General features: G+C 61.0%; 14 protein-coding genes and 1 pseudogene. 13 read left to right on the forward strand and 2 right to left on the reverse strand.

What is annotated here, in order from left to right; genetic code table 11:
• Positions 1 to 95: 95 nt before the first annotated feature.
• Positions 96 to 425: a DUF6665 family protein gene (locus FFR93_RS30215; RefSeq protein WP_064709997.1), complete on the reverse strand. Its 330-nt coding sequence runs from the start codon at positions 423 to 425 to the stop codon at positions 96 to 98.
• A 143-nt stretch (positions 426 to 568) separates the two neighbouring features.
• On the opposite strand from FFR93_RS30215, the gene FFR93_RS30220 reads away from it, so the two are divergent.
• From FFR93_RS30220 to FFR93_RS30245, 6 genes and pseudogenes are all read left to right on the forward strand, one after another.
• Positions 569 to 2,191: an ABC-F family ATP-binding cassette domain-containing protein gene (locus tag FFR93_RS30220; protein ID WP_138395875.1), complete on the forward strand. Its 1,623-nt coding sequence runs from the start codon at positions 569 to 571 to the stop codon at positions 2,189 to 2,191.
• Between the two features lie 105 nt (positions 2,192 to 2,296).
• A complete protein-coding gene (locus FFR93_RS30225) occupies positions 2,297 to 2,683 on the forward strand; it encodes a VOC family protein (RefSeq protein ID WP_138395876.1) in 387 nt (128 codons plus the stop codon).
• 75 nt (positions 2,684 to 2,758) lie between these two features.
• Positions 2,759 to 3,347 (forward strand): annotated as a pseudogene (locus FFR93_RS30230) (hypothetical protein).
• 97 nt (positions 3,348 to 3,444) lie between these two features.
• Positions 3,445 to 3,609 carry a DUF1328 domain-containing protein gene (locus tag FFR93_RS30235; protein ID WP_003571841.1) on the forward strand — a complete coding sequence of 55 codons (165 nt, stop codon included), beginning with the start codon at positions 3,445 to 3,447 and terminating at the stop codon, positions 3,607 to 3,609.
• Between the two features lie 315 nt (positions 3,610 to 3,924).
• On the forward strand, positions 3,925 to 4,446 hold the full coding sequence (locus FFR93_RS30240; RefSeq protein WP_064709994.1) for a DUF992 domain-containing protein: 522 nt from the start codon (positions 3,925 to 3,927) through the stop codon (positions 4,444 to 4,446).
• Positions 4,447 to 4,524: 78 nt separating this feature from the next.
• Positions 4,525 to 4,992: a GNAT family N-acetyltransferase gene (locus FFR93_RS30245; protein ID WP_138395878.1), complete on the forward strand. Its 468-nt coding sequence runs from the start codon at positions 4,525 to 4,527 to the stop codon at positions 4,990 to 4,992.
• Between the two features lie 87 nt (positions 4,993 to 5,079).
• Here the strand turns inward: FFR93_RS30245 and FFR93_RS30250 are convergent, their stop codons facing one another.
• Positions 5,080 to 6,009, reverse strand: coding sequence for a LysR family transcriptional regulator (locus FFR93_RS30250; protein WP_138395933.1), 930 nt, complete (start codon positions 6,007 to 6,009; stop codon positions 5,080 to 5,082).
• A 74-nt stretch (positions 6,010 to 6,083) separates the two neighbouring features.
• On the opposite strand from FFR93_RS30250, the gene FFR93_RS30255 reads away from it, so the two are divergent.
• The 7 genes from FFR93_RS30255 (at position 6,084) to FFR93_RS30285 (ending at position 13,530) form a co-directional block, all read left to right on the forward strand.
• A complete protein-coding gene (locus FFR93_RS30255; RefSeq protein ID WP_138395879.1) occupies positions 6,084 to 7,001 on the forward strand; it encodes a DMT family transporter in 918 nt (305 codons plus the stop codon).
• A gap of 98 nt (positions 7,002 to 7,099) precedes the next feature.
• Entirely contained in the window at positions 7,100 to 7,873 is a 774-nt protein-coding gene (locus FFR93_RS30260) for a DeoR/GlpR family DNA-binding transcription regulator (RefSeq protein ID WP_064709990.1), read from the forward strand.
• 210 nt (positions 7,874 to 8,083) lie between these two features.
• Positions 8,084 to 9,598, forward strand: a complete 1,515-nt coding sequence (gene glpD / locus FFR93_RS30265; RefSeq protein WP_138395880.1) for a glycerol-3-phosphate dehydrogenase — start codon at positions 8,084 to 8,086, stop codon at positions 9,596 to 9,598.
• A 41-nt stretch (positions 9,599 to 9,639) separates the two neighbouring features.
• The gene (locus tag FFR93_RS30270; RefSeq protein ID WP_138395881.1) at positions 9,640 to 10,737 is read left to right on the forward strand and encodes an ABC transporter ATP-binding protein; all 1,098 of its coding nucleotides are present in this window, start codon (positions 9,640 to 9,642) and stop codon (positions 10,735 to 10,737) included.
• Positions 10,738 to 10,746: 9 nt separating this feature from the next.
• Positions 10,747 to 11,817 (forward strand): ABC transporter ATP-binding protein, encoded by a 1,071-nt coding sequence (locus FFR93_RS30275; protein ID WP_138395882.1) that lies wholly within the window; start codon positions 10,747 to 10,749, stop codon positions 11,815 to 11,817.
• 3 nt (positions 11,818 to 11,820) lie between these two features.
• A complete protein-coding gene (locus FFR93_RS30280; protein ID WP_064709986.1) occupies positions 11,821 to 12,687 on the forward strand; it encodes a sugar ABC transporter permease in 867 nt (288 codons plus the stop codon).
• A gap of 15 nt (positions 12,688 to 12,702) precedes the next feature.
• Positions 12,703 to 13,530 carry a carbohydrate ABC transporter permease gene (locus tag FFR93_RS30285; RefSeq protein ID WP_064709985.1) on the forward strand — a complete coding sequence of 276 codons (828 nt, stop codon included), beginning with the start codon at positions 12,703 to 12,705 and terminating at the stop codon, positions 13,528 to 13,530.
• Positions 13,531 to 13,535: the final 5 nt, after the last annotated feature.

Genomic DNA, 13,535 nt, shown 5'->3' on the forward strand with positions numbered 1-13,535 from the left:
ATTCCCTTTCACACTGGTTCGGTACCAGAGCCATATCTTCTGGCGCCGTTGATTTCCACACAATAGGGGAGGGAGGTCGCGGTCTCGCCGCACGTTTATTTTCGTACTGCGCCCAATCTGGCGATCACCTCATTCGGGATGCCGTAGCGCTGGATGGCATCGCGATTGTTTCTGAGCCCGCAGATCTCGCGCTGGATGAAGAATGCCCAGACGGCGTCGGATGCCTCATTGATAAGCCCCTCGCGCTCCGCCGTGCTCTGGCGCTCAGGCGTCCAGGCCTTCAAGGCGGCAAGTGCTTTCTCCACCTTCAGCCCGTGGCGTCCGAGCGCGTCGGCGCGCGCCGACATCAGCTCGTATTCGAGGACGTTGAAGCCGCTGGCATCCTGCTGAGATTGTCGGAAAGACTGTGGCGGGCGAACGCTCATTGGCACGAATTCCTTATCAGCGCAGGCCACGATACTATCCAATCGAAACTCGGAGATCGAGAGGGCGGGCAACGGGGCCTATCCTGCCGTTTCCATGCGTGGCATAAGGGCGCCGAAACTTTCCCGGACCCCCGCAGCACACCATGATTCGTATCGAGAATATCAGCAAGCAGCTCAGCCATCGGATCCTCTTCATCGAGGCATCGGCAGCCCTCAACAAAGGCGAGAAGATCGGCCTCGTCGGCCCCAACGGCGCCGGCAAGACGACGATCTTCCGAATGATCAACGGTGAAGAGCAGCCCGACGAAGGCCAGGTCTCCTGTGAGAAGGGCGTGACCATCGGTTACTTCAACCAGGACGTCGGCGAAATGGCCGGCCACAGCGCCGTCGCCGAAGTGATGAACGGCGCCGGCCCGGTCAGCATCGTCGCGGCGGAGTTGCGCGAGCTCGAGGCCGCCATGGCCGACCCTGACAAGGCTGGCGACATGGAGGAGATCATCGAGCGTTACTGTGAGGTGCAGGCGCGTTACGAGGAGTTGGACGGCTATGCGCTCGAGGGCCGAGCCCGCGAGGTGCTCGCAGGTCTCAGCTTCAGCCAGGAGATGATCGACGGCGACGTCGGCGCGCTGTCGGGCGGCTGGAAGATGCGCGTGGCGCTTGCCCGCATCCTGCTCATGCGCCCAGACGTCATGCTGCTGGACGAACCGAGCAACCATCTGGATCTCGAAAGCCTCATTTGGCTCGAGGATTTCCTGAAGGGTTACGAAGGGGCGCTGCTGATGACCTCGCACGACCGCGAGTTCATGAACCGCATCGTCAATAAGATCATCGAGATCGATGCGGGTACGCTGACGGCCTATTCCGGCGATTATGAATTCTACGAGCAGCAGCGGGCGCAGAACGAGAAGCAGCAGCAGGCCCAGTTCGAGCGCCAGCAGGCGATGCTTGCCAAGGAAATCAAGTTCATCGAACGGTTTAAGGCGCGCGCCTCGCATGCTTCGCAGGTGCAGAGCCGCGTGAAGAAGCTGGAGAAGATCGACCGGGTCGAGCCGCCCAAGCGCCGCCAATCGGTCGCCTTCGAGTTCCAGCCGGCCCCGCGCTCCGGCGAAGACGTGGTCAACCTGAAGAACGTTCATAAGAAATACGGGAGCCGAAGGATCTATGAGGGGCTGGACTTCATGGTGCGGCGCAAGGAGCGCTGGTGCATCATGGGCATCAACGGCGCCGGCAAGTCGACACTGCTGAAGCTCGTGACGGGAACCACCACGCCGGATGAAGGCAGCGTCGCTGTTGGAGCGAGCGTCAAGATGGGCTATTTCGCCCAGCATGCGATGGATATTCTTGATGGCGAACGCACGGTCTTCCAATCGCTGGAGGATCGGTTTCCCCAGGCAGGGCAGGGGCCTTTGCGGGCGCTCGCCGGATGTTTCGGCTTTTCCGGCGACGATGTCGAGAAAAGGTGCCGGGTGCTGTCAGGCGGCGAGAAGGCCCGATTGGTCATGGCTATGATGCTCTTCGACCCGCCGAACCTGCTCGTGCTGGACGAACCGACCAACCATCTCGACCTCGATACCAAGGAAATGCTGATAAAGGCGCTCTCGCAATATGAGGGCACCATGCTCTTCGTCTCGCACGACCGGCATTTCCTGGCCGCGCTTTCCAACCGCGTGCTGGAACTGACGCCGGAGGGTGTCCATCAATATGGCGGTGGCTATACTGAATATGTGGCGCGTACCGGCCACGAGGCGCCCGGGCTTCGGAGCTGAACGGCTATTCTTCCGCCGGCATGTCGAAATCATCGAGTCCGAAACGACCAGCAGAAGGCCGTTCGGCGCATTTGCTGAGCGGCCGGAGCCACGGAGGATGATGCCATGCTGCCAGCCGCGATCGAGGTGGTCACGCTGTTCGTCGAAAAGATCGACGACGCCAGGACTTTCTATCAAAAGATTTTCGCCGCCGACGTCGCCTATCAGGACGCGGTATGCTCGGTTCTTCAATTTTCGGGAGCGATGATCAATCTGCTCGAGGCAATACAGGCGCCGCAGCTGGTCGAACCATCGGCCGTGGCGGCATCAGGTTCCGGCGCGCGCATCCTGCTGACGATCAGGGTCGACGACGTCGATAAGGTCTGTGCGGAGCTACGAAGACTTGGAGTAGCCTTGCTCAACGGTCCGGCCGATCGTCCCTGGGGGCGCCGAACGGCAGCCTTCGCCGATCCATCGGGCCATGTCTGGGAAGTCGCACAGGAGCTCAGATAGCTTTATCGGCGGTTGGGAAGGCCATTTATCGGGGCGAAGAACAGCGCTCGCCGATATTGCCGGCGCTCTGCCACGATGATGACCCATTTCCGTGGTGTTCGGGCCTTCTTCAGACAATCGGGGCGGGCGCATCAGCATGGACTGGATCAATCGTTATATCGATCAGCCGTTATTGAACGGCGCTGCAGGCTTGCTGCGGCAATGGCACATCCGCACGCGGCAGTCGCCGGAGCTGCTGGAGCCGACATGGAATCTCGTCGTGCTGTCCTTTCTGCTAATCGCGAGCGTGCAGGTCATGGTGGGCAAGCCTTTCGCGCTCAGCATCGCCGCGCTGATCATGCTGGCCCTGCCGTCCGCCAAAAAACTGTTTTTGGCGGTCAAGGCAGGGGGAAGCGCTTATGGCGCCCGCGAATACAAGTCATCGAGGGCGCGCGCCGTTGCCAAACGGGAAGCAGAATGGTCGGTCAGGATCATCGTGCTGTTCTCCTCCGCCTGCCTTCCGTTCATCGCCCGCATAGACGATCCGGTGGGCGCCTGTTTCATGCTCGGGGCAAGTATCTGGTTCGTACTGACCGGGCCGCTCAAGGCCTATCTCGATGCCGCCGAACCTCCCGAGCCGACTGAGGGCGACCGGATGTACAGCGGCGTCTTTCATTTCGGCTGAAAGACGCCATGCGGCGTTCCATCCGACAGCCGCGAGAGGCAGGGAACCAAAGCGGGCGGTCTCCGTTATGTCAGCAGCAACGTAAAAGGAGATTGCGATGCTTTACTACGCTCTGGTGTTTCTCGTTGTGGCCTTGATTGCCGGCGTCCTCGGATTCGGCGGCATCGCAGGGGCTTCAGCTTCCATTGCCCAGGTTCTGTTCTTCATTTTCCTGGTGTTGTTCGTCGTCTCGCTTGTTATGCGCTTCATGCGCAGAGTATAGCGAAGATTGATACAGTATAAAACCCGGTGATAATTATCACCGGGTTTTTCTTTTTCTTGATGGCCGCCCTACGGACGGCGCGAAACTCGCTCCGAGAAAATGTGTTTTTCCTGCAACCATTCCTAACAAGATCGCGAAAGGCCGCATGCCGGTCGTAAATGCCTTCGAAATGTCCCAATGGGGCTGAACCGTAGACCTGTCGCTTGCGCCTTCCACGCGCTTTGACACGCGACGCGAAAACGGCGCCTGCGGTCCCCTCCGATATCCGGTGCCGTCAGCCGGGTGTTCCCGTCACGATTTGAGAAGGAGAGACTTATGAAAAAAACTCTTGCGGCGGCGTTTGCCGCGGTATCGTTGACGTTGGTCGGCGCGGGGGCGGTCAATGCCGCCGACCCTGTCACCAGAACATATGAAGAGCCGGACCTGCGCAACGGCGTGAAGATCGGTTATCTCACTTGCGATATCGGCGGCGGCACGGGTTATGTGCTGGGTTCGTCCAAGGAAGCCGACTGCGTCTTTCAGTCCATCGTCGGCAATGAGCTTTTCGATCACTACACCGGCGAGGTGCGAAAGCTTGGCATCGACCTCGGATTCACCACGCGCAGTCGCCTGATCTGGGCGGTGTTTGCGCCAACGGCTGGTTATCACCGCGGGTCGCTCGCCGGCCTCTATGTCGGCGCCAGCGCAGAGGCGACGGTTGGCGCCGGTGTCGGGGCCAACCTCCTGGTCGGCGGCACCTCCGGCTCCATCCATCTGCAGACGCTTAGCCTCACAGGCCAGCTCGGCCTCAACGTTGCGGCCGGCAGCGCATCGATGACACTGACCCCGGCGGATTGACGGGTTCTATCGCCCCTGCCGCGACGCGACGGGGGCGTCACGAGCTTGTTGGAATGGCTTAGCGCTGGCGCCGAAACGATGGATATCCGAATTGCAACGCTCGACGAGGACGAGATCCTGGTCAGGCACTATCTGAAAATCTGGGACAGCTATGGCACGCCGCCGGAACATTACAGGCCGGACGCGGTGGCGCGGATATTATCGTTTTTGAGAAGTGGTCGCGAGGAACGCCGTCTCGCCTCGTTCCTGGCCATTGTAGACGGTGTAATCGCCGGTTCCGTATCCTGCCAGTTGCACCAATCGCCGTTTCCGGAAGTCATTCGGCCGGAGCAGCGGTTGCACGGTTACATCTGGTCGGTCTATGTCGCGGAGGCCTTTCGCCGGCGCGGCATCGCTTTGGCGCTGACGACCAGGGCCGTTGATTATCTGAAATCCATCGGCTGCACGACCGCCGTCATCCATGCCTCAGATGCGGGGGAACCGGTCTATCGGAGCGCTGGCTTCGAGCTGGCGAAGGAAATGCGCCTGAAGTTTCCTGTAGAGTGACCGGGGTGGCCGATCGTAATCTCCCATGCGGCTCCACTTCATTACTAGCCAGAGGACAGCGAATGTGCGGGGCGGCGCGTCCTCTGTTTACGCTTTCGGCCTGCCGGGTGCGATAAAGCCGTTGATTGCCGCCTCGTCATGACCGGCTTCGCGCAGGAAGCGGCTGGCGAATTCGATGGCGGGGCTTCTCAGTGCGTCGTCCGGCCGGATCAGATGAAAAGCGACATGGGAATCGAGGGTGCGCTGCGACACTGCGACGACGCGCCCGTCGGCAAGCACGGCATCCGACAGCGGCGGCCGTGCAAGCGCAACGCCGAGCCCTTGCGCGCAGGCATCGATGACCAGATTGTAATCTTCGAAGCGGCGGTCCTGACCGCGCGGCGTATAGTCGAGCCCTTCACGCGCGAGCCAGCGGCGCCAGCCTTCGATATTGGAGTCGTGAAGGATCGGCAGATTGAGCAGCGAAAGCGCATCCGAGCGCTGGCCAAGCCGCGCTGCCAGCGCCGGGGCGGCGATCGGAAAGGATTTTTCCTGCCAGAGCGGCAGGGCACGCACGCCGGCCCACGGCCCCTTGCCGCAACGAACGGCAAGATCCGTGCCTTCACCGAAGTCCGCCAGCCGGTGTTCAAGCGTCAGTTCGACATGCAGCTCGTTTCCTTCGAGCTTTGCCAGGCGCGGAAACAGCCATAGAGAGGCGACGGACGGAGTAACGGAAAGGCGCACTACGGCCTTGCTGGGCCGAGGCAGCCAGCGCTCGCCGCTATTGCCGAGCAGCGCAAGGGCCTCCTCCGCCCGTGCGAAAAACCGCATGCCTTCCGGTGTCAGGCGTACGCCGCGGGCTTCGCGGGCAAACAGGCGCACGCCCATCCAGCGCTCCAATCGCGAGACCTGCCGCGACACTGCGCCATGGGTGATGCCGCTTTCTTCGGCCGCGGCGGAAAACGATCCTAGACGGGCGGCGCGAGCAAAGGTTTCAAGCGTATCGAGCGGAGGCAGGACGGGCGAGCTGTGAACCATACGCACATTTGATCATCGATTGCGATGCTTTTCAAGCATGCTTCGGCGGCATAATCCTTCCTTACCGAGCATCTATGGAGGCTAAAATGAGCATGGCGACAGGCGCACCGGTTTTGACGGAACGGCAGGGAAGGTTCGACCTTGTGGCCTTTGCCGCAATCGTCGTCACCATCCTTTTCTGGGCTTCCTCCTTCGCCGTGATCCGGGTCTGTCTCGGTCCGCTGACGCCGATCGAGCTGGCGACGGCGCGTTATGTGGCAGCCGGCGTCATCGCATTGTTCTATCTCGCCATCTATCGGCCGATGCCGCAAAGGCGCGATTTCTTTCGCCTTTCCGTTGCGGCGGTGCTCTTCATTGCCGCCTATGCGGTTCTCTTGAATACCGGCGAGCAAACCGTCGCTGCGGGGCCGGCGAGTTTCATCATCAACACGATGCCGGTGTTCACCGCTCTCATTGCCACATTCGCGCTCGGCGAGCGCTTCGGCCGTTGGGGCTGGGTGGGGACCGCGGTTTCCTTCGCAGGCGTGGGGTTGATTGCTTTCGCCTCCGGCGACGGTTTTCGACTCGATCCGAATGCGATCATGATTCTTGGTGCAGCGCTCTGCTCGGCGATCGCCAGCGTACTGCAGAAGCCGCTGCTTGCGCGGCTGCCGGCGCTCGCCGTTACCGCCTGGATCCTGCTGATCGGCTCCGTACCGCTGTTTCCGGCGGTTCCGGCGACGATCGAGGCACTGGTCGCCGCACCGGCTGAAGTGAACTGGGCGGTTGCCTATCTTGTCATCTTTCCCACAGTTATCGGCTATCTCACCTGGGCAATCGCGTTGAAGCGGCTGACGGCCGCGCGGGCGTCCAATTTCCTCTACGGTGTTCCGCCTGTCGCCACGCTGATCGGCTTCCTCTGGCTGGGCGAGACGCCGACAGCTCTGGGTGCCGTCGGAGGCGTCATGGCGATCCTCGGCGTGCTGGTCGTCAACGTGATGCGGAAGCGATAGCGTCAAATTCAAGCCGCGAAGCCGATCGTATGACAGATTAACATTGCGCCAGCGTTCGCTTTCTTTAAAACGAAAGCAGATCGAAAGGTGTGGCGCCCATGTTCTTGACCGACCGGCAAACGGAAATCGTGGCGATTGCCAAATCGAGCGGCAGGGTTCTGGTCGAGGAGCTCGCCTCCCGCTTTTCGGTGACGCGCCAGACGATCCGCAAGGACCTGAACGATCTCTGTGATGCGCAGGTGCTGACACGCATCCATGGCGGTGCCACATTTCCAAGCGGGACCGAGAACGTCAAATACGAGGCGCGCCGCCAGATTGCCGCTTCCGAGAAGCAGGCCATCGGTATGGCTGCCGTCGAGCTGATCCCGAGCGGCGCCTCGCTCTTCATCAACATCGGAACGACGACCGAGGCGGTGGGCGAGGCTCTCGCCAATCATCACGAGCTGATGGTGATTACCAATAATATAAACGTTGCCAACAGGTTACGCCTGCTCCCGGCGATTGAAGTCGTAATCGCCGGGGGAGTGGTACGCGGTTCGGACGGCGGGATCGTCGGCGAGGCGGCCGTCGATTTCATCCGCCAGTTCAAGGTCGATTATGCGGTGATCGGCGCTTCGGCGATCGACATGGACGGTGCCCTTCTCGACTATGACTTTCGCGAGGTGAAGGTCGCTCAGGCAATCATCGCCAATGCACGGCACGTCATTCTCGTAGCCGACTCGACCAAGTTCGAACGGACCGCGCCGGTGAGAATCGGCCAGCTCTCGCAGGTTCACACTTTCATTACCGATCACTGCCCGGTGCCTTCGATTCGCAACCTCTGTCTCGAAAACAACGTGAAGCTGATCGAAACGAACAGCCGGCCGCGTTAAGGCAGAGTTTCCGGCCGATTCGAGGTAATCTTTTGATTCATTTCTCTTTTCCTAGCGGAAGCGGGCGCGGCGCCTGCCGGTGCCGTTTTTAAGTACCTATGGCACAAACATTCGTTTGACATTCGTATCTCTTTCGTTTTAACTGTTCTCACTTTCGCAATTGCGCAAATTTTGTGCGATGCGAAATCTGCAGTGGGCTCGGAGGGGAGTTTGGGCCGGGTGATTTACGACATATTCGTCATCGGTGGCGGCATCAACGGCTGCGGCATTGCGCGCGACGCCGTCGGACGCGGCTACTCGGTAGCGCTGGCGGAGATGAACGATTTCGCCTCGGGCACGTCGTCCGGCGCCACCAAACTGATTCATGGCGGCTTGCGTTACCTCGAGCATTATGAATTTCGCCTGGTGCGTGAATCGCTGATGGAGCGCGAAATCCTCTGGGCGATGGCGCCGCACATCATCTGGCCGCTGCGCTTCGTGCTTCCCTACCACAAGGGCGGCATTCGCCCAGCCTGGCTGATCCGGCTCGGTCTCTTCCTTTATGATCATCTCGGCGGCCGCAAGCTGCTGCCGCCGACTTCAGTGGTCGACATGCGCAAGGACCCGGCCGGTAAGCCGCTTAAGGCGCTGTTTACGAGGGCTTTCGAATATTCCGACGGCTGGGTCGACGATGCCCGTATGGTCGTGTTGAATGCCCGCGACGCTGCCGACAAGGGGGCGACGATCATGCCGCGCACCAAAGTGGTGTCGGCGAGACGTGAGAACGGCGTGTGGCACATTGAAACGACCGACACGGTTACCGGCCGCAATGACAGCCACCAGGCCCGTATGCTGATCAATGCCGCCGGTCCCTGGGTCGATCATGTCATTCGTTCCGCCTTCGGCCAGAACGGGGCCCATCACGTACGTCTCGTCCAGGGCAGCCATATCGTCGTGAAGAAGAAGTTCGACGATGTGAGAGCCTATTTTTTTCAGAATCCCGACAACCGCATCATCTTTGCCATTCCCTATGAGGGCGACTTCACCCTGATTGGCACGACCGACCGGGACTATACCGCCGATCCGCGGGACGTCCGGATTTCCGAGGAGGAGACGGTCTACCTTTGCAATGCGGCCTCGGAATATTTCAAGGAGCCGGTCAGGCCGGAAGATATCGTCTGGACCTATTCAGCGGTGAGGCCGCTCTATGACGACGGCGCCTCAAAGGCGCAGGAGGCGACACGCGATTACGTGCTGAAGCTGGAGGGCGAAGGCGGGGCCGCGCCGCTGCTCAACGTCTTCGGCGGCAAGCTCACCACCTATCGTCGGCTTTCCGAACATGCGCTGGAGAAGATCGGCGCCGCGATCGGCGTAAAGGGCGCTCCGTGGACGGCAAAAAGTCATCTTCCCGGCGGCGATTTCCCGGTCCGAGGCTACGAGGCGGAGGTCGCCGGTCTGAAGGGGCGCTATCCGTTCCTTAGTGATGCGCACGCCCGCCAGCTGGTGCGCCGCTACGGCACACGGGCTGCGACGCTGCTCGGCGATGCCCGCGGTCTCGAAGACCTCGGGCGGCTGTTCGGCGGCGATCTCTACGAGGCCGAGGTCAAATATCTCGTCGAACATGAATGGGCCCGGCACGCCGAAGACGTGCTGTGGAGGAGAACGAAGGATGGTCTGCGCCTTTCGAAGGAGCAGGCCCAGTCACTGGAGGAGTACATGGCTGCCATACCGGCGATGGCCGGATAGGCGGCATGTGGTCCCCGCTGCGTGGAGGCACGGGAATCGGAATGCTGGAACTGCGAAACGCCGCCAAGATGGTGGGCGCGGACTATCATATCTATCCGACCGATCTGGTCCTCGAGCGCGGCACGCTGAACGTCCTGCTCGGGCCGACGCTGTCGGGCAAGACGTCGCTGATGCGGCTGATGGCCGGGCTCGACCGTCCGACCGCCGGCTCCGTCCATTTCGACGGCGCCGATGTCACCGGCATGCCGGTGCAGAAGCGCAACGTCGCCATGGTCTACCAGCAGTTCATCAATTATCCCGCACTGACCGTATACGAGAACATCGCCTCACCGATGCGCATATCGGGCAAGGATGCCGCCACCGTTGACCGCGAAGTGCGCAAGGCGGCCGAGCTTCTGAAGCTCACGCCCTATCTCGATCGCACGCCGCTCAACCTGTCCGGCGGTCAGCAGCAGCGCACCGCACTTGCACGTGCGCTCGTCAAGAATGCCAGCCTCGTGCTGATGGACGAGCCGCTCGCCAACCTCGATTACAAGCTGCGCGAGGAACTGCGTGAGGAACTGCCGAAAATCTTCGCCCAATCCGGCGCGATCTTCGTCTATGCCACAACCGAACCTTCCGAGGCGCTCCTGCTCGGCGGCAATACGGCGACGCTGAATGAAGGTCGGGTAACTCAGTTCGGGCCGACGATCGATGTTTACCGCCGTCCCGCCGACCTCGCCACCGCCCGCATCTTCGCCGATCCGCCGCTGAACACGCTCGACGTCACCAAGTCGAGCAATGTCTTCACGCGTCAGGGCGGAGCGGCACTTCCCGTGCCCCTGCATCTGGCCGCCGTGCCGGATGGGCCGGTCACGGTTGCGTTTCACCCGCATCATCTCGGCTTCAAGCCGCAGACAGGTGACGCCGCCCGCCTGCACGCACGCACGCTGGTTTCCGAGATCACCGGTTCGGAGAGCTTCGTCCATCTGGAATATGACGGCGTGCGCTGGGTGATGCTGGCGCATGGCATTCACGACATCGAGCCTGACATGGAGATCGAGGCCTTCCTCGATACGCGCCACCTCTTGGCCTTCGGCGCCGATGGTCGCGCCATCGCCACGGTCGATCACGCTGTCGCTGCAGCCGCAAAGGCATAGGAGAGCACAATGGCACGCATTACGCTCGACCATATCCGCCACGCCTACGGAGCCAATCCGCAGACGGAAAAGGATTATTCGCTGAAGGAAGTCGACCACGAGTGGAACGACGGCGGCGCCTATGCGCTGCTCGGCCCTTCCGGCTGCGGCAAGACCACGCTGCTCAACATCATCTCGGGCCTGCTGCAGCCGTCGCACGGCCGCATCCTCTTCGACGGCAAGGATGTGACGAATCTTTCGACGCAGAGCCGCAACATCGCGCAGGTCTTCCAATTCCCGGTCATCTACGACACGATGACTGTCTACGACAATCTCGCCTTCCCCTTGCGCAACCGCGGCGTGGCGGAAGCCGATGTCGACCGGCGCGTCCGCGACATTCTCGAAATGATCGACCTTGCCGGCTGGGCCAAGCGCAAGGCGCAGGGGCTGACGGCTGACCAGAAGCAGAAGATTTCTCTCGGCCGCGGCCTGGTGCGCAACGACGTCAACGCCATTCTGTTCGACGAGCCGCTGACCGTCATCGATCCGCATATGAAATGGGTGCTTCGCTCGCAGCTGAAGCGGCTGCACAAGCAGTTCGGCTTCACCATGGTTTATGTCACCCACGACCAGACCGAGGCGCTGACTTTCGCCGAGAAGGTCGTCGTCATGTATGACGGCCAGATCGTTCAGATCGGCACGCCGGCCGAACTCTTCGAGCGCCCAAGCCACACCTTCGTCGGCTATTTCATCGGTTCGCCTGGTATGAACGTCATGCCGGCGCAGGTTAACGGCAGCGTGGTCAAGGTGGGGGACGAGGTGCTGACGCTCGATTACGCGCCGAAGACAGAAGGAAGTTCCAAGACCGAGCTCGGCATCCGCCCCGAATTCATCCGTCTCGGGCGGGAAGGCATGCCGGTCACCGTCACCAAGGTCGAGGATATCGGCCGGCAGAAGATCGTTCGCGCCCGCTTCGCCGGCCAGCCGATTGCTATCATCGTGCACGAGGATGCCGACATACCCGCCGATGCCCGCGTCACTTTCGATCCGTCCGCCATCAGCATTTACGCCGACAGCTGGCGTGTCGGCAGGGAGGCCTGAGCCATGCAGAAGACGTGGAATAATAAAGCCTGGTTTCTGGTCCTGCCGGTGCTGCTGCTTGTCGCCTTTTCGGCCGCCATCCCGCTGATGACCGTCGTCAATTATTCCGTCCAGGATACGTTCGGCAACAATGAGTTCTTCTGGGCCGGCACCGACTGGTTCGTCGAGACCCTACATTCCGACCGCTTCTGGGAAGCGCTCCAGCGCAATCTGCTCTTCTCCTTTATAATTCTGGCGCTGGAGATTCCGCTCGGCATCTTCATCGCGCTCAACATGCCGAAATCGGGCCTGGGCGTCCCCGTCTGCCTGGTGTTGATGGCGCTGCCGCTGCTCATTCCATGGAATGTCGTCGGCACCATCTGGCAGGTTTTCGGACGCGTCGATATCGGCTTGCTCGGCCACACGCTCGAAGCAATCGGACTTGATTACAACTATGTCCGCGATCCCGTCGACGCCTGGGTCACCGTCATCGTCATGGATGTCTGGCACTGGACGAGCCTCGTCGTGCTGCTCTGCTATGCCGGCCTCGTTTCGATCCCGGACGCCTATTATCAGGCCGCCAAGATCGACGGCGCCTCGCGCTGGTCCGTGTTCCGCTATATCCAGCTTCCGAAGATGAAGCGGGTGTTGCTGATCGCTGTGCTGCTGCGCTTCATGGACAGTTTCATGATCTATACCGAGCCCTTTGTCGTCACCGGCGGCGGTCCCGGCAACTCGACGACGTTCCTTTCCATCGATCTCGTGAAGATGGCTGTCGGCCAGTTCGATCTCGGCCCCGCCGCGGCGATGTCCATCATCTACTTCCTGATCATCCTGTTGCTGTCATGGATCTTCTACACAGTCATGACCAGCAGCGACGCCAACGCTTGAGAAAGGAGAGATCCCATGGGTTCGAGAATGAAATACAAGCCCGCAGGAAATCTCTCCTGGGTGGTCACGACGCTCTACATCCTTTTTCTGCTCCTGCCGATCTACTGGCTGATCAACATGAGCTTCAAGGAGAATGCAGAGATCACCGGCGCGTTCTCGCTGTGGCCGCAAAATCCGACGCTTCGGAACTACACCGTCATCTTCACCGATCCGTCCTGGTACAGCGGTTACATTAACTCCATCATCTACGTGGCGATGAACACGGTAATTTCAGTGCTCGCAGCGCTGCCGGCGGCCTACGCCTTTTCGCGTTACCGTTTCCTCGGCGACAAGCACCTGTTCTTCTGGCTGCTGACCAACCGTATGGCGCCGCCCGCCGTTTTCGCGCTGCCCTTCTTCCAGCTCTATTCGGCCTTCGGGCTCATCGACACGCATATCGCCGTGGCGCTTGCCCACTGCCTGTTCAACGTGCCGCTGGCGGTCTGGATCCTCGAAGGCTTCATGTCCGGCGTGCCGAAGGAGATCGACGAAACCGCCTACATCGACGGCTACTCCTTCCCGCGCTTCTTCGTGAAGATATTCATGCCGCTGATCGCAAGCGGGATCGGCGTCGCCGCCTTCTTCTGCTTCATGTTCTCCTGGGTCGAGCTGCTGCTTGCCCGCACGTTGACGACGACGGCGGCCAAGCCGATCTCGGCGATCATGACGCGCACGGTCTCCGCCTCCGGTATGGATTGGGGCGTGCTGGCGGCGGCCGGCGTGCTCACCATCATCCCCGGCGCGCTCGTCATCTATTTCGTCCGCAACTACATCGCCAAGGGCTTTGCCCTGGGCCGCGTCTGAGGAGG

The sequence above is a fragment of the Rhizobium sp. MHM7A genome, assembly GCF_005862215.1.
Lineage (GTDB): Bacteria > Pseudomonadota > Alphaproteobacteria > Rhizobiales > Rhizobiaceae > Rhizobium > Rhizobium bangladeshense.

Excerpts from the sequence above, each read along its gene's own strand:
- FFR93_RS30215 (WP_064709997.1), bottom strand. The coding sequence starts at position 425 with ATGAGCGTTCGCCCGCCACAGTCTTTCCGACAATCTCAGCAGGATGCC.
- FFR93_RS30220 (WP_138395875.1), top strand. The coding sequence starts at position 569 with ATGATTCGTATCGAGAATATCAGCAAGCAGCTCAGCCATCGGATCCTC.
- FFR93_RS30225 (WP_138395876.1), top strand. The coding sequence starts at position 2,297 with ATGCTGCCAGCCGCGATCGAGGTGGTCACGCTGTTCGTCGAAAAGATC.
- FFR93_RS30235 (WP_003571841.1), top strand. The coding sequence starts at position 3,445 with ATGCTTTACTACGCTCTGGTGTTTCTCGTTGTGGCCTTGATTGCCGGC.
- FFR93_RS30240 (WP_064709994.1), top strand. The coding sequence starts at position 3,925 with ATGAAAAAAACTCTTGCGGCGGCGTTTGCCGCGGTATCGTTGACGTTG.
- FFR93_RS30245 (WP_138395878.1), top strand. The coding sequence starts at position 4,525 with ATGGATATCCGAATTGCAACGCTCGACGAGGACGAGATCCTGGTCAGG.
- FFR93_RS30250 (WP_138395933.1), bottom strand. The coding sequence starts at position 6,009 with ATGGTTCACAGCTCGCCCGTCCTGCCTCCGCTCGATACGCTTGAAACC.
- FFR93_RS30255 (WP_138395879.1), top strand. The coding sequence starts at position 6,084 with ATGGAGGCTAAAATGAGCATGGCGACAGGCGCACCGGTTTTGACGGAA.
- FFR93_RS30260 (WP_064709990.1), top strand. The coding sequence starts at position 7,100 with ATGTTCTTGACCGACCGGCAAACGGAAATCGTGGCGATTGCCAAATCG.
- FFR93_RS30270 (WP_138395881.1), top strand. The coding sequence starts at position 9,640 with ATGCTGGAACTGCGAAACGCCGCCAAGATGGTGGGCGCGGACTATCAT.
- FFR93_RS30275 (WP_138395882.1), top strand. The coding sequence starts at position 10,747 with ATGGCACGCATTACGCTCGACCATATCCGCCACGCCTACGGAGCCAAT.
- FFR93_RS30280 (WP_064709986.1), top strand. The coding sequence starts at position 11,821 with ATGCAGAAGACGTGGAATAATAAAGCCTGGTTTCTGGTCCTGCCGGTG.
- FFR93_RS30285 (WP_064709985.1), top strand. The coding sequence starts at position 12,703 with ATGGGTTCGAGAATGAAATACAAGCCCGCAGGAAATCTCTCCTGGGTG.